23 protein-coding genes and 1 pseudogene are annotated in these 24,245 nt (G+C 44.5%); 19 read left to right on the top strand and 5 right to left on the bottom strand.

Annotated features, from left to right (window positions below; genetic code table 11):
* Nucleotides 1-105: 105 nt before the first annotated feature.
* The 4 genes from secG to smpB all read left to right on the top strand — a co-directional run bounded on the left by secG (nt 106) and on the right by smpB (nt 4,016).
* Nucleotides 106-342, top strand: a complete 237-nt coding sequence (gene secG / locus GM612_RS07270; protein WP_155431723.1) for a preprotein translocase subunit SecG — start codon at nt 106-108, stop codon at nt 340-342.
* A gap of 86 nt (nt 343-428) precedes the next feature.
* Nucleotides 429-1,163: an alpha/beta hydrolase gene (locus tag GM612_RS07275; RefSeq protein ID WP_246147644.1), complete on the top strand. Its 735-nt coding sequence runs from the start codon at nt 429-431 to the stop codon at nt 1,161-1,163.
* An 18-nt stretch (nt 1,164-1,181) separates the two neighbouring features.
* Complete coding sequence (gene rnr, locus GM612_RS07280; protein ID WP_343031843.1) at nt 1,182-3,521, top strand: ribonuclease R; 2,340 nt, start codon at nt 1,182-1,184, stop codon at nt 3,519-3,521.
* Nucleotides 3,522-3,542: 21 nt separating this feature from the next.
* Nucleotides 3,543-4,016 carry an SsrA-binding protein SmpB gene (gene smpB / locus GM612_RS07285; RefSeq protein ID WP_425500341.1) on the top strand — a complete coding sequence of 158 codons (474 nt, stop codon included), beginning with the start codon at nt 3,543-3,545 and terminating at the stop codon, nt 4,014-4,016.
* 72 nt (nt 4,017-4,088) lie between these two features.
* On the opposite strand, the gene GM612_RS07290 is transcribed toward smpB, so the two are convergent.
* Complete coding sequence (locus tag GM612_RS07290; protein WP_216644512.1) at nt 4,089-4,652, bottom strand: LURP-one-related/scramblase family protein; 564 nt, start codon at nt 4,650-4,652, stop codon at nt 4,089-4,091.
* Nucleotides 4,653-4,906: 254 nt separating this feature from the next.
* On the opposite strand from GM612_RS07290, the gene GM612_RS07295 reads away from it, so the two are divergent.
* The 4 genes from GM612_RS07295 (at nt 4,907) to GM612_RS07310 (ending at nt 7,692) form a co-directional block, all read left to right on the top strand.
* Nucleotides 4,907-5,620, top strand: a complete 714-nt coding sequence (locus GM612_RS07295; protein WP_155431726.1) for a uracil-DNA glycosylase — start codon at nt 4,907-4,909, stop codon at nt 5,618-5,620.
* 45 nt (nt 5,621-5,665) lie between these two features.
* Nucleotides 5,666-6,640, top strand: coding sequence for a phosphate acetyltransferase (pta, locus tag GM612_RS07300; RefSeq protein ID WP_343031844.1), 975 nt, complete (start codon nt 5,666-5,668; stop codon nt 6,638-6,640).
* A 73-nt stretch (nt 6,641-6,713) separates the two neighbouring features.
* Nucleotides 6,714-7,196: a tRNA (adenosine(37)-N6)-threonylcarbamoyltransferase complex ATPase subunit type 1 TsaE gene (gene tsaE / locus GM612_RS07305; protein ID WP_155431727.1), complete on the top strand. Its 483-nt coding sequence runs from the start codon at nt 6,714-6,716 to the stop codon at nt 7,194-7,196.
* On the top strand, nt 7,186-7,692 hold the full coding sequence (locus GM612_RS07310; RefSeq protein ID WP_173021245.1) for a GNAT family N-acetyltransferase: 507 nt from the start codon (nt 7,186-7,188) through the stop codon (nt 7,690-7,692). Before tsaE ends, GM612_RS07310 begins: the two co-directional genes overlap by 11 nt.
* Before the next feature lie 232 nt (nt 7,693-7,924).
* Here GM612_RS07310 and GM612_RS07315 read toward each other — a convergent pair whose 3' ends face one another.
* Together GM612_RS07315 and GM612_RS07320 are read right to left on the bottom strand one after the other, a co-directional pair.
* Nucleotides 7,925-8,458 carry a 3'-5' exonuclease gene (locus tag GM612_RS07315; protein WP_155431729.1) on the bottom strand — a complete coding sequence of 178 codons (534 nt, stop codon included), beginning with the start codon at nt 8,456-8,458 and terminating at the stop codon, nt 7,925-7,927.
* Nucleotides 8,459-8,490: 32 nt separating this feature from the next.
* Nucleotides 8,491-9,255 carry an exodeoxyribonuclease III gene (locus GM612_RS07320; protein ID WP_343031845.1) on the bottom strand — a complete coding sequence of 255 codons (765 nt, stop codon included), beginning with the start codon at nt 9,253-9,255 and terminating at the stop codon, nt 8,491-8,493.
* Nucleotides 9,256-9,469: 214 nt separating this feature from the next.
* On the opposite strand from GM612_RS07320, the gene murB reads away from it, so the two are divergent.
* Nucleotides 9,470-10,372, top strand: a complete 903-nt coding sequence (murB, locus tag GM612_RS07325) for a UDP-N-acetylmuramate dehydrogenase (protein WP_155431731.1) — start codon at nt 9,470-9,472, stop codon at nt 10,370-10,372.
* A gap of 23 nt (nt 10,373-10,395) precedes the next feature.
* Nucleotides 10,396-12,516 (top strand): cation:proton antiporter, encoded by a 2,121-nt coding sequence (locus GM612_RS07330; protein WP_155431732.1) that lies wholly within the window; start codon nt 10,396-10,398, stop codon nt 12,514-12,516.
* Between the two features lie 137 nt (nt 12,517-12,653).
* Here the strand turns inward: GM612_RS07330 and GM612_RS07335 are convergent, their stop codons facing one another.
* A complete protein-coding gene (locus GM612_RS07335; protein ID WP_155431733.1) occupies nt 12,654-13,334 on the bottom strand; it encodes a DUF1361 domain-containing protein in 681 nt (226 codons plus the stop codon).
* Between the two features lie 198 nt (nt 13,335-13,532).
* Between GM612_RS07335 and cdaA the strand changes: the two genes are divergently transcribed.
* From cdaA to glmS, 4 genes are all read left to right on the top strand, one after another.
* Nucleotides 13,533-14,387 carry a diadenylate cyclase CdaA gene (gene cdaA / locus GM612_RS07340; RefSeq protein WP_155431734.1) on the top strand — a complete coding sequence of 285 codons (855 nt, stop codon included), beginning with the start codon at nt 13,533-13,535 and terminating at the stop codon, nt 14,385-14,387.
* Nucleotides 14,384-15,355 carry a CdaR family protein gene (locus GM612_RS07345; protein WP_155431735.1) on the top strand — a complete coding sequence of 324 codons (972 nt, stop codon included), beginning with the start codon at nt 14,384-14,386 and terminating at the stop codon, nt 15,353-15,355. The genes cdaA and GM612_RS07345 overlap by 4 nt, the downstream gene beginning before the upstream one ends.
* Before the next feature lie 26 nt (nt 15,356-15,381).
* Nucleotides 15,382-16,731, top strand: coding sequence for a phosphoglucosamine mutase (gene glmM, locus GM612_RS07350; protein ID WP_155431736.1), 1,350 nt, complete (start codon nt 15,382-15,384; stop codon nt 16,729-16,731).
* 219 nt (nt 16,732-16,950) lie between these two features.
* The gene (gene glmS, locus GM612_RS07355) at nt 16,951-18,768 is read left to right on the top strand and encodes a glutamine--fructose-6-phosphate transaminase (isomerizing) (RefSeq protein ID WP_155431737.1); all 1,818 of its coding nucleotides are present in this window, start codon (nt 16,951-16,953) and stop codon (nt 18,766-18,768) included.
* A 208-nt stretch (nt 18,769-18,976) separates the two neighbouring features.
* Here glmS and GM612_RS07360 read toward each other — a convergent pair.
* A pseudogene (locus tag GM612_RS07360) lies at nt 18,977-19,601 on the bottom strand (flavin reductase family protein).
* A gap of 175 nt (nt 19,602-19,776) precedes the next feature.
* On the opposite strand from GM612_RS07360, the gene GM612_RS07365 reads away from it, so the two are divergent.
* From GM612_RS07365 to GM612_RS07385, 5 genes are all read left to right on the top strand, one after another.
* A complete protein-coding gene (locus GM612_RS07365; protein WP_155431738.1) occupies nt 19,777-19,926 on the top strand; it encodes a hypothetical protein in 150 nt (49 codons plus the stop codon).
* Between the two features lie 105 nt (nt 19,927-20,031).
* Complete coding sequence (gene nagB, locus GM612_RS07370; protein WP_155431802.1) at nt 20,032-20,748, top strand: glucosamine-6-phosphate deaminase; 717 nt, start codon at nt 20,032-20,034, stop codon at nt 20,746-20,748.
* 165 nt (nt 20,749-20,913) lie between these two features.
* Nucleotides 20,914-22,044 carry a glucosaminidase domain-containing protein gene (locus GM612_RS07375; protein WP_155431739.1) on the top strand — a complete coding sequence of 377 codons (1,131 nt, stop codon included), beginning with the start codon at nt 20,914-20,916 and terminating at the stop codon, nt 22,042-22,044.
* Nucleotides 22,045-22,197: 153 nt separating this feature from the next.
* Nucleotides 22,198-23,046 (top strand): glucosaminidase domain-containing protein, encoded by an 849-nt coding sequence (locus tag GM612_RS07380; RefSeq protein ID WP_173021246.1) that lies wholly within the window; start codon nt 22,198-22,200, stop codon nt 23,044-23,046.
* A gap of 93 nt (nt 23,047-23,139) precedes the next feature.
* Complete coding sequence (locus GM612_RS07385) at nt 23,140-24,219, top strand: ABC transporter ATP-binding protein (RefSeq protein ID WP_155431741.1); 1,080 nt, start codon at nt 23,140-23,142, stop codon at nt 24,217-24,219.
* Nucleotides 24,220-24,245 lie beyond the last annotated feature (26 nt).

Below are 24,245 nucleotides of genomic sequence, written 5' to 3' on the forward strand. Positions count from 1 at the left end.
GCCTAGTAGAATTTGAGCTGGACACTAGTATTCTGTTTGGTTTTATGATAGATTGTATAAAGGTATTGTCAGTGAGACGGTGCAACATATCTAGGAGGCAAGCTCTTGTATAATTTACTATTAACAGGATTGATGATTGATAGCGTACTTATTATTATCGCAGTGTTAATGCAACCCGCAAAGCAAGACGATGCAATGTCTGCTTTAAGTGGCGGCGGTACAGACTTATTCTCCCGTCAAAAAGCTCGGGGCTTTGAAGCATTTATGCAAAAGGTTACGGTCGTTTTGGGAGTTATTTTCTTTGTGCTGGCGTTAGCATTAGCTTATCTATCTTCACACTAGCAATTAGATCCTCCTGTGAACCATGCAGGGGGATTTTTCGTTCTATAATCGTCAGGTCTCAGTGAGGTGAACAAACGATGATTCAGATGCCAAAACCATTTTATTTTGAAGGTGGCAGTCGGGCGATCGTTCTACTGCATGCGTATGCTAGCAGTGCCAATGACGTTCGAATGTTGGGACGCTATTTGCAAAAACGGCAATACACAGTCTTAGCGCCGATGTTTACGGGCCACGCAACGGGTGACCCAGCGGATATTTTGACGCAGGGTTCACCAGCGGCTTGGTGGTCTGACACTCAACGAGCAATTCAAAATCTGCGTGACAAGCATTTTAAACAAATCAGTATTTTTGGCTTGTCGCTGGGCGGTATTTTTGCTATGAAAGCCTTAGAGGAATATCCTGACTTGATCGGTGGCGGTTCGTTTAGTTCCCCCGTGGTCATGCGCGGTAAAAATAACCTGGTGCCGGAGTTTTTACGACTGGCTAAAGCAACGTATCGGGCCACCAACGTCACGGGCGATGACGAGCAACGACGTCTTGACTGGCTTGAAGCAAAGGTCCCTGATCAGTTATCACTGATCACCCAGTTTGCTGCAACGGTCGCAGACCAATTAAGTGCAATCAAGCAGCCAACGTTTGTAGCACAGGGTGGTCAAGACGAACTGATCGACGCGCAAAATGTGTACCAACTTCGTGATTCGCTCACTAGTAGCCAAGTTGATTTTCACTTTTATCAAGATGCGGGTCATGTGATTACCGTCAATCAAGCCCATCATCAACTTGAGCAGGACTTAGTAGCCTACCTAGAAAAAAATTTATAAATAATGAGGAATTAAATCGTGGAAGATAACAATTTAAAGCAACAAATTTCGGAAATACTTCGTGCCAATCCATCTAAGCGTTTTCGGGTCGAAGACGTTTCGGACGCGCTTGGCTATCACGGCTCAGCTGCATTTAAACTGATCGTGCAGGAATTGGCACAGCTGGAGCGCGAAAAAATCGCCGTGGTGACTACTGATGGCGAATTTCAACTCAATGAAAAGGCCCGTCAACTGACTGGCATATTTCACGCAAACGATAAGGGCTTCGGCTTTGTCGCTTACGATGACGAATTACCAGACGCTTTTATCGCGCCAGACGACACCATGATGGCGTTAAACGGTGATGAAGTTGATATGGAGATCGTGCGGGCAGCGGATCCCCATTCTGACAGGGGTCCAGTGGGTAAGGTTACTGGGATCGAAGAACATCACTACACCCACGTTGTTGGGGACTTTATCCAAACTAATGATGATATGGGTTATTACGGGCAGGTTCGTCTAACTGACAAAAAGCTCTCCCGCTATAAGTTTTACGTGGTTGATACTGGTTTAAAGCCAACCCCAGGCGAAGTGGTGACAGCAGAGATCACTGAATTTCCAAACAGCGATCACCCGCTGGCAATGGTGGGTATTGCTAAGCAGGTTATCGGTAGTGTGGACGATCCCGGTATTGATATTTTACAGATCGTGTATGCTCATGATATTCCTGCTGAATTCCCTGAGGACGTTTTGCAGGAAGCGGATGCCATTCCAGATCACGTCACCGAAAATGAACTAGTTGGCCGTGAAGACATTACGGATCAAGACCTAGTGACCATTGATGGCGAGTCTTCTAAAGACTTGGATGATGCGGTCACAGTGTGGAAACTCGACAATGGTAACTATCATCTGGGTGTTCATATTGCGGACGTGTCACACTATGTAAAGGAAGGTTCACTGCTGGATCAGGAAGCCTATAAGCGGGGCACCAGTGTCTATTTGACGGACCGCGTCATTCCAATGTTGCCACGACGGCTCTCAAATGGCATCTGTTCACTTAATGAGGGTGTTTTACGGCTGTGTATGAGCTGTGAAATGGAAATCGATTCTGAAGGTAACGTGGTCAAGCATCGGATTCACCCAAGCGTGATGAAGTCTGCGGCGCGGATGACTTACACGGATGTTAACAAGATCTTGGAAGCTCACGATACTAAAACGCGGGAAAAATACGATCGGTTAGTGCCCATGTTTGAGGACATGTCAGAACTGCACAAAATTTTGTACAAGCATCGTAAGCGCCGTGGTGCCATTGATTTTGACGACCGGGAAGCTGAAATCATCGTGGATGATAAAGGGCATGCTATCGATATTCAATTACGAGTTCGCGGTTTAGCCGAAAAGATGATTGAATCGTTCATGTTGGCGGCTAACGAAACCGTGGCTGAACACTATAATAAAAAACGGGTACCATTTATTTACCGTGTTCATGAAACTCCAGATGGCGAACGGGTAAAAAACTTCTTCGAATTTCTGACGGCGTTTGGTGTGAACGTTAAGGGTGATCCCGATCATTTACGGCCTAAGATGCTCCAAAACGTCTTAAAATCAGTTGCTGGCAAGCCTGAAGAAGCGGTGGTTTCCGTCATGATGTTACGGAGCCTTAAACAGGCACGGTATACTGACCAGTCGCTGGGACACTTTGGCCTGGCTGCTAAGTACTATACCCACTTCACATCACCGATTCGCCGTTATCCTGATACCATGGTGCATCGTTTGATTCACTATTATGAAGATCACGGTATTAACGATAAGAGCAAGGAACGCTATGCTGACTTACTGGAAGAAATTGGCGTGCACTCTTCTGAAATGGAACGTCGAGCAATTGACGCCGAACGTGACACTGACTCAATGAAGAAAGCTGAATACATGGCTGATCACATTGGTGAAAAGTTTGATGCCACCGTTAGTTCTGTCATGAAGTTTGGTATGTTTATTGAATTGCCGAACACTGTAGAAGGTTTGATCCACATTAGCCGTTTGACGGATGACTATTACGAGTACGTTGAAAAATATCTTGCCTTAGTGGGCACTAAGACCCACCGGACATACCGAATCGGGCAATCAGTGAAAGTTAAAGTCGTTCACGTCGATAAGGAGCAGAGTCAAATTGATTTTGAACTGGTCGACCCATCAGCTGCTCCGGTAACGGATCTGTTACCGAAGCGCGAACACCGGTCATACAATGGCAGTCGGAACCGGCGGCCTGGTGATCATCGACGGCCACAAAGCAATAATAACCAAAGTGGACGCAATAAGGTGCACCACACCCGTAATCAGACGCAGTCAAGAAATCGTCAGAACCATAAACCAAATCATTAATATTTAAAAGTGAGGTGAGGACTGTTGGCAAAGAAGAAAAAGCCGACCGATAAGAATGTCATGGCACAGAATAAAAAGGCCCGGCATGACTATACGATCCTCAACACTTATGAGGCTGGAATCGCGCTGACGGGAACTGAGATCAAGTCGATCCGGGAACGTCGTGTGAATTTAACTGATGGATTTGCTCAAATCCGTAATGGAGAAGCTTGGCTGATGAATATTCACATTAGCGAGTATACTCAAGGAAACCGATTCAACCACGACCCTTTACGCAACCGTAAGTTGCTGCTGCATAAAAAGGAGATCACGCGTTTACAAAATGAGACCCAGGACAAGGGTATCACGATTGTCCCCCTGAGGATCTACATTAAAAATGGATTTGCGAAGGTCCTGCTTGGTGTGGCTAAGGGTAAACACGAGTATGATAAGCGAGAAACGTTAAAGCGCCGTGACCAGAAACGGCAGATTGAGCGTGTCTTGAAACACTATTGATCAAAACAGTCAAAATAGATTGAAACGAAAAGAGCCCCAGTTTTGACTGAGGCTCTTTTGGTGTGCTGTCGTTTAATTTTTAGACTGTTTATTGGCATAATGCCAGGCACGGTTCCCTGGTAGCCCCATTGGGACGTTGAATTCAGCGTGCCACGCTTTTGAAGGAAACTTGATTTTTGAGCGCCGATTAGCCCAGTGATCTAAGGTTGCCGCGATACAGATGCAGATTGGTTCAAGCTTGCGATTAGCAATTTGCATGGCGCGCAGGTCACCGTCACCCTGGGAACTCATGATTGTCGTCGTCCCGTGAAATACCTTATAATTACCGGTATTCAAATTACCCACAATAATCCAGTGGAGGTTACTGATGTATATCATTTCGTTAAAGAAGCCTAAGCGCTTCGAAATCGCCCCAACTTTTTTGCCCTGATAATAGATGTCGAAGCGGGGGAGGAGCCCCAGAGAGGTTTGCTTGAGCTCTGCCAGCAGATCACCACTGATCTGGTACAGGGAAAGCGCGTCTTGATGGCGCCCCCACTTCCCAATCAACAGGTAAACAGAACGTTTATTCACGTCGCGGACGACACTGGCCCCCTTAGCAGCTAAACTGTCCTGACGAATATACAGTGTGCGCATGGAAGCCCCTCCATTCAATCGAGTATTAAGTGGACTCAATCCACCCAATCATATTATGTTTCATTTTAACATGAATGACAGAAAATGTGAGCCAGACTACCATTTGTTTTTATATTCTGAATTAAGCTAGGTTTACAAATTTCTAAGTCGCTGCCATTTTGGCAATCGAATGTGACTTTGCCTGGCCTTAATTTTCTGCTTACTACTAATAATTTGTGAAAATCTATGATAGAATGAACGTTGAGGTGTTGGGAATGAAACCGTTTATTCATAATGATTGGTGGCCGGTTTTGGAGCCTGAGTTTAAGAAGGCTTATTACCAAAATCTGCGAGTCTTTCTTGTTCATGAGTACCAGACGCAAAACATCCATCCGGATATGTTTCATATTTTTGAAGCGTTTGAGTGGACGCCATTTTCACAAGTTAAAGTTGTGATTTTAGGACAGGATCCTTATCATGAACCAAATCAAGCTCACGGACTGAGTTTTTCCGTCTTGCCTGGTGTTCAGATTCCGCCCAGTCTGCGTAACATCTATAAGGAATTACAGTCGGATCTTGGCATTAAGCCTGTGAATCATGGGTATTTGGAAAAATGGGCAAAGCAGGGTGTGCTGCTTTTGAATTCCGTACTGACAGTGCGAAACGGCCAGGCCTTTTCCCACAAAGGGAAGGGTTGGGAACAGTTGACGGATGCGGCGATTCATAAGTTATCTGAACGGCCGATGCCAGTGGTCTTTATTCTTTGGGGTCGCGCAGCGCAGTCGAAGATCAGTTTGATCGATACAAAATCAAACATTGTGATCCAGTCCGCGCATCCTAGTCCGTTGTCCGCCAATCGAGGTTTCTTTGGATCAAAGCCGTTTTCGAAAACCAACATCGCATTAAAGTCGCTTGGTGAAGAGCCAATCGATTGGCAGTTACCAGAGCATGTTGATGCCCCGGAGCAGACGCCACAGCATGAGGCATAGAGAGAGTTGACTAGTCGGAATTTCAAACATCTGGAGGTCTAGATTGTGGAACTTTTTGATAGTTTAAAGCAAAAGATTAGTGGTTTGAACAAAACGGTGGTTTTCCCAGAAGGGGAAGATGTCCGCATCATTGGAGCAGCTACTAGATTAGCTAAGGATAACTTGGTTAAGCCCGTTTTACTTGGAAATACAGATAAGATCAAAGCAACTGCCAGTGAGAAGGGCTTCGATTTAGGTGACATTCAAATTGAAAATCCAGCTAACGCATCTGGTGATGAGCATAAGAAAATGCTGGATGCTTTAGTTGAACGTCGGAAGGGTAAGAATACGCCTGAACAAGCAGCTAAGATGCTGGAAGATCCAAACTACTGGGGGACGATGATGGTTTATCTGGGTGAAGCTGACGCCATGGTCTCAGGCGCCATTCACCCAACTGGTGACACGGTGCGTCCGGCACTGCAAATCATCAAAACTAAGCCAGGGGTTAAACGCATCAGTGGTTACTTCATTTTGTTAAAGGGTGAGGAACGCTTATTGTTTGCTGACTGTGCGATCAACATTGATTTGGATGCTGACGCGATGGCAGAAGTGGCAGTTGAAAGTGCGCTTACCGCCAAGAAGTATGACATTGATCCTAAAGTTGCGATGTTGAGTTTTTCGACTAAGGGTTCAGCCAAGGCTGATCAAGTGACCAAGGTTCAAGAAGCGACCAAGTTGGCTCAAGAAAAGGCACCTGATATTCCAATTGATGGTGAATTACAATTTGACGCCGCTGTCGTGCCAGAAGTCGCTGCTGCCAAAGCACCAGGTTCGAACGTCGCTGGCCACGCCAACGTGTTCATTTTCCCAGAGCTTGAAGCTGGTAATATTGGTTACAAGATTGCGCAACGACTTGGGGGCTACGAGGCCATTGGTCCGCTGCTTCAAGGCCTAAACGCACCTGTTTCTGACTTATCTCGTGGTGCTAATGAAGAAGACGTTTACAAGGTCGCTATCATCACTGCGGCTCAAGCGGTTTAATATCACTGAGAATAAAAATCTTGGAGCTGCCGGCAGTTGTTGCCCCAGCTCCTTTTGAGTTAAAGAGGTTATTATGGCACTAACAATGAAAGTTTCTACACCAGAAGAAACAATGGCAATCGGCCAGCGGTTGGCACCAATGCTGGCCGCTAAAGATATTATTTTACTGGATGGTGATCTGGGTGCTGGTAAGACGACCTTCACTAAGGGTCTAGCCCTTGGACTTGGTATTAAACGAAACGTTAAGAGTCCGACTTTTACAATAATTCGTGAATATCAGGATGGCCGTTTGCCACTCTATCATATGGATGTCTACCGCCTGGAAGATGGCAGTGGTGATGAGCTTGGACTTGATGAATACTTTGATGGCGATGGTGTCAGCGTTGTCGAATGGTCCCAATTTGTCGCGGATGAATTACCTGATAGTTATCTGCGAATTGCTTTTAAACGCCTGGATGATCAGGGAGAAAACGTTCGAGAACTGCATTTTGAACCCCATGGTCAGCGGTTTATTACAATGGTTCAGCAACTGGAGGATGGCCAAAATGGCAAATGATGATGCGTTGGTGATTCGCCAAGCTACATCTCAAGACGCAGTTGGGCTGCTGGCACTTTTAAAGCAGTTAAAAACTGAATCAACAACCTTTGAGGATACCAGTGACCACCAAATTGGGGTAACCACGCAAGCACAACAAATCGAAGCTATCGGCAGTTCACTGCAACAGTTATTGCTGGTTGCCTTGATTGATGACCATCCCGTTGGCTTGGCAACGGTGCTGCCCACTAATGAGCAGCAAATTGGTGAGATTGGTGTTGCCGTACTCAAAAAATACTGGCAGCAAGGAATTGGTCGGGAACTGATGCTCAGTGGCCTTGACTGGGCAGCACTGCAAAGTCAATTTGCCATCATTACTCTGACTGTGCAAACTGTCAATCAGCGCGCTGTGAAACTGTATACCGATATTGGGTTTGAAACTGTGCGTGAACTACAGGTGACAAATTCAAAGGGACAACGGGTGGCGGCGATTGAGATGCAGTTGGCAGTGAAGTAAAAAGCTTCAGTGACCAAATGACGGTTAATAATATGAGTGGTTTCATGCACAACAATCAATCTTGATTCGCCACCATTTCAAAACTGTTATCTAGCGTAAACCGTGTTAAAACTCAGATTCTAGCTCTATAGCGACAAAAAGGAAAATTTCCTCCATTTGGGAAATTTTCCTTTTTGTCGCTATTCTTTGGTATTTAAGCGAGCTTTGTGATGCTCGTTTTTTATTTTTAGAGCTAGGTTAATTTGATGAAAGGTTTAATGGCATCCTGTCCAAATGTTTTAGCCTCTGTCAGTAAGATATTAGCGCAGGCTAAGCTGTCATCCAGGGCATTATGATGATGTTCCAGTGCAATTCCGAGAGCGTCAGCCACGGTGTTTAACTTGTGGTTTACCAGCCGCGGTAAGAATTGCCGGCTGGTCTTCACCGTGTCTAAGGTTAAGTAAGCCGGAGATGGAATTCCATAATGATTCAAGGTCTGCCTTAAAACACCATTATCAAACTGGGCGTTATGGGCAATGACCAATTGATCAGGGGTGAAAAGTGACTGGATGTGCGGCCAAACGGTGGGAAAGTCTGGTGCATCGGCTACGTCAGCTTCGTGAATGCCGTGAATTTGGGTATTGCGCCAATAAAATGGGGTGTCTGGTTTGATCAAGGTGTAAAATTCATCAGCAACTTGGTTGTTGCGGACAATCGTCAACGCCAATGAACAAGCGGAGTAGCGCTTGCCACTAGCAGTTTCAAAGTCCATTGCGACAAAGTTCATCTTCGCCACTCCCTTCCTGTTATTCATAAAAATTATACGTGAAGATCACTGGTTGTCAAGAATATTGGACAGTGGTCAGAACCATAGATCTGGTCTTTGATTCCCGCGGACGCTAGTTTGGGACGTAAAGTGTCACTCGTGACAAAATAGTCGATTCGCCAGCCAGCGTTCCGGTCCCGCGCGTTAAACCGGTAACTCCACCACGAATACTTGTCCGTTGCGTCCGGGTAGAAGTAGCGGAAGGTATCCGTGTAACCGCGTTTCAACAAATGAGTGAACTGCTCACGTTCCTGGTCGGTGAAACCAGCATTTTTATGATTGGTCTTGGGATTTCGGATATCAATTTCTTCGTGGGCCACGTTCAAGTCGCCACATAAGATGACTGGTTTTTTAGCATTAAGTGCATCCAGATAATCCTGGAAAGCAGCTTCCCAGCCCATGCGAAAGTCCAGCCGTTTTAGACCCGTACCAGAATTAGGCGTGTAGCAAGTTACCAGGAAGAAGTCTTGATATTCCAGGGTGATTACCCGGCCTTCGTGGTCAAAATCGCTGACACCAATATCGTAGGTCACGTTGAGTGGCTTGTATTTTGTAAATACCGCAGTGCCAGAATATCCCTTGCGCTCGGCGGAGTTAAAATACTGTTGATAACCAGGCAGGTCCAACGTTAACTGATCTGGCTGCATCTTGGTTTCTTGGACGCAGAAAAAATCGGCATTGAGGTCTTTAAAAGTGGTCATAAAGTCGTGTCTGACAGCGGCACGAAGGCCATTGACGTTCCAACTAATAAATTTCACGAATAACATCCTCCCATTAATCGATTGCTTACTACTTAGTTTATCATTTTTTAAAGCCGTTTGGTTGTGCTCACTCAAAATGATGTCTAGGTAAGCAGACGGTGGCTATAACTGTGACGTTGCGAATCGTCAACCGTTTCTTTAACCAGTGTCACATGTTATCATATTAATAAGCAACAGCGCGTGGAGCGTAGGAAACGAAAGGAACCTGAACATGACGTCAAATATCGTGGCAGCTTTTCCAAAGGTTAAGCTACTGGAAAACGAAGCTTTATCAAAGTACACGCATACCAAAACTGGTGGTCGAGCTGATTACCTGGCTTTTCCTAAGAATTTAGATGAGATCCAGTCACTCATGGTCTATGCCAACGAACGAGAGCTACCGATTACCACCATTGGTAATGCCAGTAATTTAATCGTTAAAGATGGTGGCATTCGTGGGTTAGTGATGATCTTGACCGAGATGAAAGACATTGAAGTAGACGGTGATCTAGTGGTCGCGGATGCTGGTGCTTCCTTGATTCAAACCACTAAAGTGGCACAGTCTGTGGGTCTTAGCGGTCTCGAGTTTGCAGCTGGGATCCCAGGCAGTGTTGGTGGTGCTATTTTTATGAATGCCGGCGCTTACGGAGGCGAAATCAGTATGGTTGCCGATTCGATTTTAGTTTTGACACCGCAAGCTGAGATCAAAACGATTCAACGCTCAGATATGGATTTTTCCTACCGTCACAGTCGGGTTCAAGACGAACACGATGTCGTTGTTAGCGCGACATTTAAACTGCAGTCTGGTGACCGGCACGAGATTCAGGCTAAAATGGATGATTTTAACGCTCGTCGTGCTGCCAAGCAGCCACTTGAGCTGCCTTCATGTGGCAGTGTCTTCAAGCGGCCAACAGGGTATTATGCGGGCAAACTGATTCATGATGCTGGCTTGCAGGGGTACCAGTATGGTGGTGCGCAAGTGTCCACTAAGCACGCCGGCTTTATCGTGAACGTTGATCACGCCACAGCATCAGACTATTTGGCTGTGATTGCCCACGTTCAAGCAACGGTACTCAAAGAGGCGGGCGTCCAGCTTGAAACTGAAGTTCGCATTATTGGCGAAGATCCGAAGTAGTCCTTACGAAAGGGGTTATCTAGTTGTCGATCGTAGAAGCCGTTATTTTACTTGCTGTCCTGGTATTAATTTCCAACGTCGTCAGCCACTACCTCACTTTTATTCCCGTTAGTTTGATTCAGATTGGTCTTGGGTTAGTCATGGCCCTCTTTTGGGAAATTGAGATTCCACTCGATACCGACTGGTTCTTGCTGCTATTTATTGCGCCGCTGCTATTTAATGATGGCCGGCGCTTTCCCAATCGTGAACTCTGGCAACTGCGGGGACCAATTTTTGCAAATTCAATTTTATTAGTGTTTTTAACGACCATCGTGGGTGGTTATTTCATTTATTTAATGGTGCCCAAATTGTCACTGTCAGTGAGTTTTGCGCTGGCTGCCATCTTGTCACCCACAGATCCGGTGGCTGTTCAATCGATTTCAAAGCGGGTGAAGTTACCTGATCGCATCATGCATCTGGTTAGTGGTGAGAGCCTGATCAACGACGCCTCAGGTTTAATTGCGTTTAAATACGCTGTGGCAGCCACGGTAACCGGCGTATTTTCTTTTGGTAAAGCTGTTGGTGACTTTTTTTACATTAGTTTAGTTGGTTTACTGGCCGGATTTATTTTGATGTCCCTAATTGAATTTCTTCGCGATATTTTGCGCCGGCAGGGGATCAATGACGTGGTGTTCAATACGGTGTTACAGATTATGACGCCGTTTGTGATTTACGTTGTTGCTGAAGAGTTACTTCACGCTTCTGGAGTGATTGCGGTGGTGACCGCTGGTGCGCTTTCACACGTTCAGAATTCACGGTTGATTGAAGATTCCCCAGAGCTGAAATTAGTAACTGAAAAAACTTGGGACATCATTGTGTACCTCTTAAATGGAATCGTGTTCCTGATTTTAGGCGATGAACTGCCGATTGCCACGTCTAAAATCATTAATGATGTGCATTTTAACACCTTTCAAGCGATCGGTTACGCGTTTGGGGCCTGGTTGATCATCTTAGTGATTCGGGTTGTTTGGATCTATCTTTATTCAGGGATTACAAAACCCAATCGACCTAATTTGCGGGTGGCCTTGTTAGCTGGTTTATCCGGGGTGCGGGGTGCGGTCACTATGGCCGGTGTGCTGTCGCTGCCATTGGTGACCGCTACTGGACACGCGTTTCCGCAACGGGCGTTGGTCCTATTCGTTGCGGCTGGGGTGATTATCATCAGTCTGGTGGCAGCCGTGATCACGTTGCCGTTAGTGGCTCCGGACAATTCAGTTCCGTTGCAGACTCGAGCAAGTATTGGCGAGGAAACTGATGAGGAGTTTGAGGTTTCAGAAGAGTCTAACGACGCGGAGAAACAATCCGAAAATACTCACCACTTAAGCGAAGCGCAAGCCAGAATATATATCATGAGGCTCGCGATCAATGCAATCGAAGAACATCGTCGTTTAGAGAATCAGCGTGCTGCCTACGACCTGATTCTTGATTATCAATTCATTATTCGACGCCTAGAAATGCAGATTCGTGATGATGCTGAGATGCAGCGGGTAATCGATGATGAACTGGTTTTGCGCCAGGTTGGTCTTGATGGGGAGCAGTCAGCATTAGACCGGCTGCATACTCAACACCAAATTTCGAACGCCGCCTATAAATCAGCCAGTAAGCACCTTGCCCGCACGCTTAAACGGGTTACACAACCAGTGGGGCGCTCAAATTCAACGTTGATTCGAAACTGGACCGGGATCTTTCACCGAATCAGGTTATGGATTCGCGGGACTATTTTCAAGCGGCAAACAAAAACGATCGATAACGATTGGCAAATGATCGACCGTGAAAGTTCCAAAGCAGCGATAAAGGCCTTGTCGAAATATCTAGCAAAGGACGACGTTGATTCACAGGTGTTAGACAGGCAGGCAATTTATCACCTTGTTGTTTACTACCGTAACCGAATTGAACGAGCTCGTGAAGACCGCGTTGTTTCCCGCCAGACGTACGCCAAACAACTCAATCAGCTCAGAGCGGTGGCGCTAGGTGCTGAACGGACGGGCGTGCAAACCTTACTAGAATCTGGAAATATCAGCTGGCAAATGGCTGGACGTTTGCGCCAGTACATCAATTATTCCGAAAATGTGTTGATGATGGCGGTCAATGATGAGGTTGAGTAATCATTTTGTTAAGAACATTAATGCTGTAAATATTAAAAGTAGTAGAAAAACGTATTAGATAACAAAAGACAGATTTCTATTTTTTGAAATCTGTCTTTTGTTATTTTTGAATGATAAAGAGTGTTCAGGTCATTTACTCAATTTTTTGATTGAGAGCCCGTATTATCGACAACAAGTCGGTCATGAAAGGCTAGGTAGACTAACCAGTAAGCAATCAGCTGAATCAGAGTCATTAACCCGACGAAGACTAGCATGGTTGGCGTCCACATGTGCAGCAGTCGACTGATGATCAATTCTGGTGAAATAAACAGGTAGACGGTATGAATTCGGAGGAAGCGTCCAACGTAAATACCGACTGACGATAGAAACGTTAACACCAAAACAAGGATCATTTGTAACCAGACACTACCGTGCAAAAAGCGTTTTGTGATGATGCTAGCGACGTAATTTAAACTCCAAAAGCCGAGTATGACGCAGAACAAAACGCTGATTAGTTCGTAGGTGAAATAGATCCAAACGTGAAGGTCCAATCTCAGTAAACCATCGACACCATATGGATTAAGTAACGACAGGTGGAACAGGTCTGTCAACAGATAGGGTGCGTTGGGGTAAAAAACTAGCCAGAGCAATACCAGCAGCCAAAAAGCGAGTCGGTTTCGAGGCCGTTGAGCGGTGAGATGAAAGCTGATCTCGATGGGCAGATAGCCCAAAAAAGTATTTAAAATCAAAAAGGTAAATGGTTCGTGTGCGAACCGCCATAAAAATATTAGCCATAACACTAGGAACGCACGAATTTGCCAGCGTGCATGACCTGCCAATTTATCACTTCCTCACTCGATACTCACTATTTAAATAGTAACAGATTCCTTATGAGGTCGCATGAAATTTAACGTTGTTTATGAAATTTTATCAAACCAATTATTGAGGCCGGCCATAAATCTAGTGGGCTAACCCATATTATCGGTCTTGGCGTGCTATAATGTTACCTGAATAGATTTTTGGAGGGAAATTATCAAATGAATCTTGATTGGAGTAGCTTTTTGACGTGGCACAACATCGTTAACCTCCTCGATATTCTCGTCGTTTGGTTTGTGTTCTATGAACTGATCATGTTGCTACGTGGCACCAAAGCCGTTCAACTTTTACGCGGCATAGTTGTGATCGTTTTGATCAAGATCATCGCGGTTTATGTCGGGTTTGTGACGGTATCTTGGTTGATGGATCAAGTGATTAATTGGGGCGTCATTGCCATGATCATTATTTTCCAACCCGAGATTCGTCGTGGGCTGGAACATTTAGGCCGTGGCTCGATCTTCGTTCGTAATCGGCAGGTCAATGAGGCCGAAAAACAAATGATCAGTGCGCTGGATAAGGCGATCCAGTATATGTCGAAACGTCGGATCGGTGCTTTAATGACGATTCAAATGGATACTGGCCTGGAAGATTACATTGAAACCGGAATCGAGTTGGATGCTAAGATCACGGGCGAACTTTTGATCAACATTTTTATTCCGAATACACCGTTGCACGATGGGGCGGTGATTATCAAGGATAATAAAGTTGCGGTTGCCGCAGCTTACCTACCGCTTTCGGAGAGTAACTTAATTCCCAAAGAACTAGGGACCAGGCACCGGGCAGCAGTTGGTATTTCGGAAGTGACGGATGCCTTGACGATTGTGATCTCTGAAGAAACTGGAGAAGTCTCCATTACGAAGAATAATGAACTTTTGCGCAATATGGATCAAAATGATTATCTCAAATTTCTGCAGAATGAACTGATTCAAGATCAAGAACCTGAACAGTCCAAGAACCCACTGGAGAGGCTGGTTGACTCCGTCAATCAGCTGTTTAAAGGGGGAAACCAGAAATGAAAAATATTTTCAACAGTCGGTGGACCTACCGGCTGCTTTCCCTGTTTTTAGCAGTCATGTTATTTTTATACGTCAACAGTCTTAAGACGACCACGACTCAGCAAACAACGGGTTCGGGCGATAATTCAACCACTTTGACCGCCACCGAGCACAAGACCGTTTCGGTTCAATTGAGGTTGAATGTGAACTCCGACAAGTATTTTGTGACTGGTTATCCAGAAATGGTCAAAGTCCGTTTGAGCGGACCCGCAGCACTGATTACGGCGACTGCTAACACGCAGAACTTTCGGGTTTTCGCCAATCTGAACGGATTGAAACCTGGTCAGCACAATGTCACTTTAAAACAGGATGGATTGAACCGTTCAATCAATTATGAAATTATTCCGTCAACGATTAAAGTTAACATTCAACCGCGGCAGACGGTTTCGTTCCCCGTGACCGTTCAGTATGATAAGTCACAGATTGCCAAGAATTACATTGCAGGTACAGCTACAACCGATGTCACGAGTGTCAAAGCCACTGGGCCTGAAAGCGAGATTGACCGTATTCAGAAGGTTGTCGCGCAATTGAACTTACCGCAAGACGTTAATAAATCCGTCAATAGCGAAGCCGTGATTGAAGCTTTAGATAACCAAGGCAAGACCGTTAACGTGATTTTGACGCCGTCAACGACGCAGGTCAATTTGCCAATTACGGCTAAAGGGCACTCAAAGAAAGTGCCGTTGAAATTTAAGGCCAAAAATGCCAATACTGATCAAACCTATTCGTTTAACAGTGCGACGACTTCCGTCCGGGTCTTTGGTTCGGAGTCTGAGTTGAATAACATCTCGTCATTTACCGCTGACGTTGATGTTAGCGACGTAAAGGATAAGAAGACCAAAACGATTAGTTTGGATGCTAACGCTAATAAAGTTACAGGTACCGATCCAAGTAATGTGAAAGTAACCGTTACAACTGAATCTAAATGATAATCTGGAAATGAGGAAAATTTAATATGAAGTATTTTGGAACTGATGGTGTACGTGGAATTGCGAATAAAGAATTAACCCCAGAACTTGCTTTTCGATTAGGTCGTGCGGGTGGATATGTATTGACCGAGCACGCTACTGAACGTGAACAGCCACAGGTGCTGGTTGCCCATGACACCAGGATTTCAGGTCAAATGTTGGAAGAAGCTTTAGTCGCCGGCCTTTTGTCAGTTGGCATCGAAGTGTTACGGCTGGGGGTTATTACCACCCCAGCGGTTGCATATCTGGTTCGAACGCAGGGTGCTGATGCCGGCGTCATGCTGACGGCTTCACATAATCCCGTAGAAGATAATGGGATTAAATTTTTCGGGGCAGACGGTTATAAGCTGTCAGATGACCTTGAAGAAGAAATTGAAAAATTGCTGGATCAAAAAGATAATTTACCACGGCCAGCTGCAAAGGGCTTAGGCACGGTTGAGGACTATCAAGAAGGCAGTCAAAAGTACATTCAGTTTCTAGAACAGACCATTGCCGATGACCTGTCAGGCATGCACATTGCGGTTGATTCCGCTAACGGGGCTACTAGTAACTTAGTATCACGTTTGTATGCCGACCTCGGAGCTGAATTTGACACCATTGCCACCACGCCAAACGGCTTAAATATCAACGATCAGGTGGGGTCCACTCATCCTGAACAGCTGCAAAAGTTTACGGTTGATAAGGGTGCCCAAGTTGGCTTAGCTTTTGATGGTGACGGTGACCGTTGTATCGCAGTTGATGAAAATGGTCAGCTCGTGAACGGTGACAAGATCATGTATATTTGTGGCAAATACATGTCAGAACACGGTCGCCTCAAAAAGGATACAATCGTCACCACGGTGATGAGTAATCTAGGGATGTATAAGGCCATGGAAGCCCATGGTATGACCAGCGTGAAAACTAAAGTTGGGGACCGTTACGTTGTTGAAGAAATGCTTGCAAATGGCTATAACTTAGGTGGCGAGCAGTCCGGACACATCGTCTTTTTGGACTTCAACACGACTGGTGATGGGATGCTGACGAGTCTTCAACTATTACACATTATGAAAGAAACTGGCAAGAAACTGTCTGAACTAGCAGCCGACGTAAAGGATTATCCGCAAAAATTGGTAAACGTTAAAGTTGCAGACAAAAAGGCAGCCCTTAATAATGAAGCTATCAAGGGCATCATTGATACCGTCGAAAAAGAAATGTCAGGCGATGGTCGGGTCTTGGTTCGGCCTAGCGGAACGGAGCCACTGCTTCGGGTGATGGCTGAAGCGCCAACTAAAGAAGCGGTTGAAGGCTATGTTAACCGAATCGTTGAAGTGGTAAAACGAGAAGTGGGAATCGAATAGTTCAGTGAAAAATTAAAAGCGGTTTTCAAACAATTGGGTTTGAAAACCGCTTTTATGTCTAAACAGCCTTTTTAAACTCGTTTTCAAGATATACCAATTTATTAGTAAATTGTTGACACTTAGTTGTGAACGCTGTAAAGTATACATGTTCAAAAAAATAACAAGTTTAATTAAGTCTATACCAATCTAAATATTATGAAAACTAGAGGATGAAATATTATGTGTGGAATTGTTGGTGTTACAGGTAGTGATAACGCGGTTAAAATCTTACTGGATGGCCTAGAAAAGCTGGAGTATCGTGGTTACGATTCTGCCGGCATTTATGTAAACGCCCAAAATGGTAAGGATTACCTCGTGAAAGAAAAGGGACGGATCTCTGACCTGAAACGTGAAATTGGGCCTGATGTGCACGGATCCACGGGGATTGGTCACACTCGCTGGGCAACTCACGGTGTTGTGAGCGTCGCTAATGCACACCCACAAGTTTCTCAAGATAACCGGTTCTATTTGGTTCATAACGGTGTGATCGATAATTTTCAAGAACTGAAAAGTGATTACCTAAGTGATGTACCATTTACTAGTCAGACTGATACTGAAGTTGTGGTTCAATTGATCGATAAGATTGCAGTTGATGAAGGCCTGAACGCTCATGATGCATTTGTCAAAACCCTTAGTTTACTTAAGGGGTCTTCCTACGCCTTCTTGTTAATGGACCGTGAAGATCCTAAAACACTCTATGTTGCAAAGAATAAGAGCCCATTGCTGATTGGTGTGGGTGACGGCTTTAACGTCGTTTGCTCTGATGCACTGGCAATGCTGCGTGAGACACATGACTTTTTGGAATTGATGGATGGTGAAGTGGTCACCATTACGCCTGACAAGGTCAAGATTGAAGACCGTGATGGTAACCCGGTTGAGCGCGACACGTTCCATGTCGATATGGATGCTGGTGAGACTGACAAGGGAACCTACCCATTCTACATGTTAAAAGAAATCGACGAGCAACCAAACGTTATGCGCCGTTTGGCCCAGGTTTATCTGTCTGAAACCGGTGAACCAGTTATTAGCAATAAGCTGTTAAATTCAATGAAGCAGGCTGATCGAATCTACATCGTTGGTGCTGGAACTAGTTACCATGCCGGTTTGGTTGGGAAGCGGTTATTTGAAAGCCTCACCCAGACACCTACTGAAGTTCATATTTCATCAGAATTTGCGTATGAGCAACCGATTTTGTCACAGAAACCATTCTTCATCTTTCTGTCGCAAAGTGGTGAAACCGCTGATTCACGTGAAGTGCTGGTCAACGTTAATGCGGCCGGTTACGAAAGTTTGACGATCACTAACGTTCAAAATTCAACGCTGTCTCGTGAAGCCACTTATACGATGTTACTTCACGCGGGTCCTGAAATCGCCGTTGCTTCGACGAAGGCTTATACCGCACAAATCGCTAGTGAGGCCATTTTAGCCAAGGCGTTAGGAGAGGCCGACAATCAGATCGTGGCACAACGTTTCGACGTCCGTCATCAACTGGGACTTGTTGCTACCGGCATTCAGGCTATCGTTGATGAAAAGGGTAAATTAGAAGAGTTAGCAAAGTCTGAATTTTTGCACACGCCAAATGCATTTTACATTGGCCGTGGTATTGACTGGAGCGTATCACTTGAAGCTGCTTTGAAGCTGAAAGAAATTTCTTACGTTCAAGCTGAGGGTTTTGCCTCTGGTGAATTGAAGCACGGCACGATTGCCTTGATTGAAAAGGGAACGCCGGTTATCGGCATTATTACCCAGGCTAAAACGGCTGGTTTAACGCGTTCAAACCTGCAGGAAACACTCGCTCGTGGTGCGCATATCTTGACCATTGCTTCCAAGAGCTTGGCAAAGCCGGAGGACAACATTATTTTGCCAGATGTTGACCCACTGATGTCGCCGTTACTGAGTGTTGTTCCGACTCAATTGATTGCATACTATACCAGTTTGCACAAGGGCTTAGATGTTGATAAACCACGTAATTTGGCTAAGAGCGTCACCGTTGAATAGTTGGTTTAACGGCCAATGTCGACGCTAAATTAAGTTCATGATCACAAAACAGCGATGGGTTTTCGAAAACATTCGAAGCCCATCGCTGTTTTGTGATCTTAACTTTAGTTTTAAACAATTGGCCCTTTGTTCATCCTGAGGCAAAAGTGCCCATTATAGCTGTGTGCTTAAATTGCCTACTCAGTCGTTCATAATATCTAATCCCCATCTAACGTGGCCGAATCATATCAAACAGACCGTCTAGTTTTCCGTAAGTGGGGCCGGCTAATCGCGCGAGGGGGTCAAAATCGATCGCATCAATGTGGAGGGTCTCAGGGTCTAAAACGGAGTCCGCAAAGAACATGTCAGTAACTTCAAGAAGAAATAGATCAGCGACTGGTCGGTCGTCTTTACCCTTGATTGGAACCGTACTGATAAAGTTTAGTCTCAAAACGGATCTTTGGTTCTAATAGCGATGGAACTGCTACAGAACGACTGGGAATTGTTTTTTCTGGAATGAGATCCAGTTCACTTTTTCCCGGTGGCAATGATGCAGCGGTCTTATTCATATCCTGAGCTAGCGGTTGATCAACAATGTGAATAACGGCTTCTTCGTTGTCTAACAAATTATTTGCAGTATCCTTTGGCTGGCCATTTTTTCGGCCAATTGCTAGGCTTAAAATTGGCAGGGCAGCGGGTAAGGCGGAGAAGAAGCTGAACGGTGCTAGGTTGATCACTGGGTCTGGCTGGGATCCTAAAGTCGTGACCCAAGCAATTGGCCGCGGAATCAGACTACCAGAAATTAATTTGTAACGTTCTTGTGCTGATAGGGATTGGGAAGTATAATGACGCATTGTATCGGCCTCCTATTGAATTGATATTAATTGTATTATAGTCCTAAAGCAAAGTATTACTGCTAAAGAGTTTTTCAAGACGCAATATTGTGAAACGTATTCTAATTAATATAAGTGTCATGCTTGGACGTAAAGAGCCGACCGTGATAGAATTTCACAAGAGAGAAGGAATTGAATGATGAAATATACTAAAAAGCGTAGTCAAAATAAACAGGCAGAAGCCAAACGAGATGCCACATGGGAAAAATTCAAGCATCAACAAAATACTCTGGCTGCCAATAAACGTGGCGACCGGTTACGTGGTACTGGAAAATCAAAATATTAAAGCCGAATTTAGGCTTTTTTGTTGCAATATTGGTCTAGATAGATTATTATTGGACTATACCAACAAAAGGAGTGGCAAATCATGTCAGAATCTACTAAAGCTAAAATGAATGTGATTATCGTTAAGGATCGTACTGAAGGCGGTCAAAAAGGATTCCAAGTGTTTAAAGAAGCCTACCAAAACGGGGCTAAAGTGTTTGGCCTAGCGACTGGTAGCACCCCTGTCACCACCTATGAAGAACTGACCAAAAGTAATTTAGATTTCAGTCAAATGACCTCAGTTAACCTGGATGAATACGTTGGTTTAGCGCCAGATCATCCACAGAGTTACCACTACTTTATGCAAAAGCACCTATTTGATCAAAAACCATTTGCACACTCATACGTCCCAGATGGTTTGAACAGTGATGCAGCAGCTGAGACTGCTCGTTATGATCAAGTCATTGCTGATAACCCAATTGATTTGCAAATTCTTGGGCTTGGTCAAAATGGTCACATCGGTTTTAATGAACCTGGTACCGATCCAGCATTGGGTACTCACAAAGTTCAACTTACTGAATCAACAATCAAGGCTAATGCGCGTTTCTTCGACAATGAAAACGAAGTTCCACGTTATGCTTATTCGATGGGGATCAAGTCAATCATGACCAGTAAGCACGTTTTATTAGAAGCGTTCGGCGAAGAAAAAGCCGATGCGGTTAAGGCGATGATTGAAGGCCCTGTGACCACGGATCTTCCAGCAAGCTTCCTGCAAAATCACGGTCATGTTACGGTGATTATTGACGAAGCTGCTGCAAGCAAGTTATCTCAAGCAACACTTTAATTGGTTAGAAAACTAAATCGCGTAAGAGAGAAGGGCGGCTGATTAGTCGGTCTTCTTTTTTATGCGATACTTAAGTTTTGAACGTGAATTTGATAGCGCTTGTTTTCGCTACTTTTTCCCTCTATAATGAGTGTAAACTCGTAGGAATTTGAGGGGGACACTCACATGCGAAAACGATTACTACTGGGGCTGTTAACTGTTAGCCTAGTGGCATGTGGTTTAACTGGCGTGGGGCACAACACCAGTGCAAATGCGAGCGCGACAACTGATAAGTTTATCAGTACCATGTCGACGCCCGTTAAAACGGTTGCCAACCAGTACAAACTGTATCCATCTGTGATGATGGCACAGGCGGCGCTTGAAAGTGCCTGGGGGACAAGCCAGTTATCACTAGATGCTAATAATTACTTTGGAATTAAGGGGAGTTATAATGGGGCTTCGGTTTCAATGAAAACCGCTGAGTACAATTCAAGCGGCCAACTTTATTACACGACGGCTAATTTTAAAAAGTATCCATCAATCAATGCATCCATGACTGATAATGCTGAGCTGTTGCGCAACGGGACAGCTTGGGATCCGAATTATTATTCGGGGACTTGGCGTGAAAATGCCGCGACTTATGAAGCGGCAGCTAACGCGTTAACTGGTACCTATGCCACCGCACCAAACTATGGGGCTTCCCTGATTAATTTGATTCAGACCTATGGTTTTGCTTCCTTAGATGGCAGTTCATCTGCAACTACAACGACTAAGAAGCCGACTGTTGATCCTAAAAAGGTTGATTATTACACCGGGGCCAATGGCCAAACGGCGACCTTAAGTTCTAAGTATAAGAGTTATGCAATCTACAACCACATTAAGGGTAGTACCTATAAGGCAACCAGGTATAGTTGGCTGAAAATCGGTGGTTGGCAAGATCGACCGGTCTGGATCGATGCTCGTGGACACAAAGTTAAAGCTAAAACTAATTGGTATCGGGTGCGCTTTAGTAAGCAAACAACCTCCAAAAAATACTGGGTCTATTCAAAAACCCTGACTTTTCCAAAAACAAGCTATGCTGATTATAAGAAAAAGGGTGAGGTCAGCACGACGAGTTATCCAGTGTTCAATCACGTCTTCAATTCGGCTTATATTGCTAAGCAGTTAACAACAACTAAGGATTTAGCCAAAAATGCCGTGACGATCGATAAAAAAGCCACTCACGTCCAAAGTGGGATAACAACGACTTGGTATCGTATTAAAGATGGTAAAGTTGACGGTTGGGTGGATTCACAGGCAATCTCAAAATTAAGTTAAACACGCAAGATTGAATGATCCAGATGCTGAAAGCAGCAATTGGATCATTTTTAGAATTTAAGATTTTGGTTAATTCTCGTCGATTGACTTGTACAATTAACTGAAACCGGTATAATACTTTTTGATTTAGTATTTTTGATGGGAGATATTTTGATGAAGCTTTGGAAAGAACTGACACTCATATTGGCGGTAACCATTGGTGTGAGCGGTTTAGCAGCAACTCATGTGCAGGCTGACACCCACACTGCATTTATCAACCAAATGAGTCAGCCAGTGTTAAAAGTCAGCCGTCAAAACCACTTGTACGGGTCAGTAATGATGGCTCAAGCAGCACTTGAAAGTGATTGGGGGACTAGCCAGCTATCAATAGACGCGCATAACTATTTTGGTGTTAAGGGCAATTACGATGGTCACTCAATCACGATGTCGACAGCTGAAGCTAATGCCAGTGGTTCGATGTACAATACGCTGGCACAGTTTAAGGTTTACCCATCTGTGAAAGCTTCGTTGACCGACTATGCTAAAACGCTGCGTGGTGGCACAACTTGGAATCCCTTCTTGTATCAGGGCGCTTGGCGTGAAAATGCAGGTTCGTACATGGCTGCAACCGCGGTGGTGGCTGAAAACTACGCAACCGATCAAAACTATGCTGAGAAATTAAATAACATTATTGCTGAATACGACTTACACGACCTATTAGACCGTTCAACAGCCACCAGTCATGATGCTGATACAAGCACTGAGGTGACGCCTGGAGTCGACTATTCGAGCTATGATGGCTCTGCCACGATCAAGTCCGGTACGATTCGCTTCTATAATGGTGTTCCGACGGCCTCTGATAAAGTTAAATCGGTTAAAACTACACAACTAGCAAATAAAAAGGTGAAGGTTTCTGCTCGTGGTATTGTGACTAGTGATCAGTCAATTTGGTATCAAGTAAAGAGCGGCTCCGTTACCGGTTGGGTTCAAATTACCGATATTCTTGGATTAAAAACCAACTAATTTTGAAGTTTCAAAACATTTACACTCTGATATTTGATATAATGACGGGCGTGAATCAATACAAATGAAAACGATGTTAGGAAGAATTTAAAAATGGCAACTGATTATAAAATCATGGTTCAAAACGTCACTAAGGAATACGATTTATTCAAGACGCAATCTGAAAAATTACGGTCTTTCTTTGCTTTGAACAGCAAACCAGTACCGCATTTTTGGTCGCTGATGGGTATTTCATTAAAAATTATGCCCGGTGAAACTTTAGGTTTGATTGGTGTCAACGGCTCTGGTAAATCGACACTGTCCAATATCATTTCGGGTATCATCCCGCAAACGACGGGAATTGTTGATGTTCGCGGTGATACCTCCATTATTGCAATTGGCGCTGGGCTGCGTGGTAATTTAACGGGTCTGGAAAACATTCGCTTAAAAGCGTTGATGCAGGGACTCACTAATGAAGAAATTGATGGCCTGATGGATGATATTGTTAGTTTTGCCGATATTGGCGATTTCTTGTATCAGCCGGTTAAGAGTTACTCAAGTGGTATGAAATCTCGTCTGGGGTTCTCAATTGCCGTTCACGTCAATCCGGATATTTTGATCATTGATGAAGCACTATCTGTTGGTGATGATACCTTTTACCAAAAGTGTGTGGACAAGATCTCTGAATTTAAACAGGAGGGTAAGACAATTATCTTTGTCAGCCACTCCTTGAAACAAGTTGAGATGCTCTGCGATCGGGTTGCGTGGATCCATTATGGGACCTTGAAGGAGGTCGGTGACACAGAATCAATCGTCAAGGATTACCGGGCCTTCGTAAAATGGTTTAAGGATCTCAGTAAAAAAGAAAAGAAACAATTTCAACGTAAAATGAAAGAAGCGCAAAAAGCCTTTGACATTGATGCTTATCAGCAATCAGTGGTTGAAGATCGACAGCATGAGTATCCTAAGGAGAAAAATGTTGCTGCTAAGGTGAAGAAGGATTTTTACGGTTCAGTAATCAGTGAAAAAATGACTGTTGGAACACGAATCCTTACAGTCTTGGTACTGTTAGCTTTTCTGTTGAGTTGTTGGGTCAATGTTTCTGGACATTCACTCACTGAAGTAGCTGATAATCCCAGCGTATTGATGCAGCCGACTAGTCACGTGAATACAGCGGGTAGTATTAAAAAATAAATGAGTTTTTGATTAGAATTATGTGG

This window comes from Secundilactobacillus folii (assembly GCF_009720675.1).
GTDB lineage: Bacteria > Bacillota > Bacilli > Lactobacillales > Lactobacillaceae > Secundilactobacillus > Secundilactobacillus folii.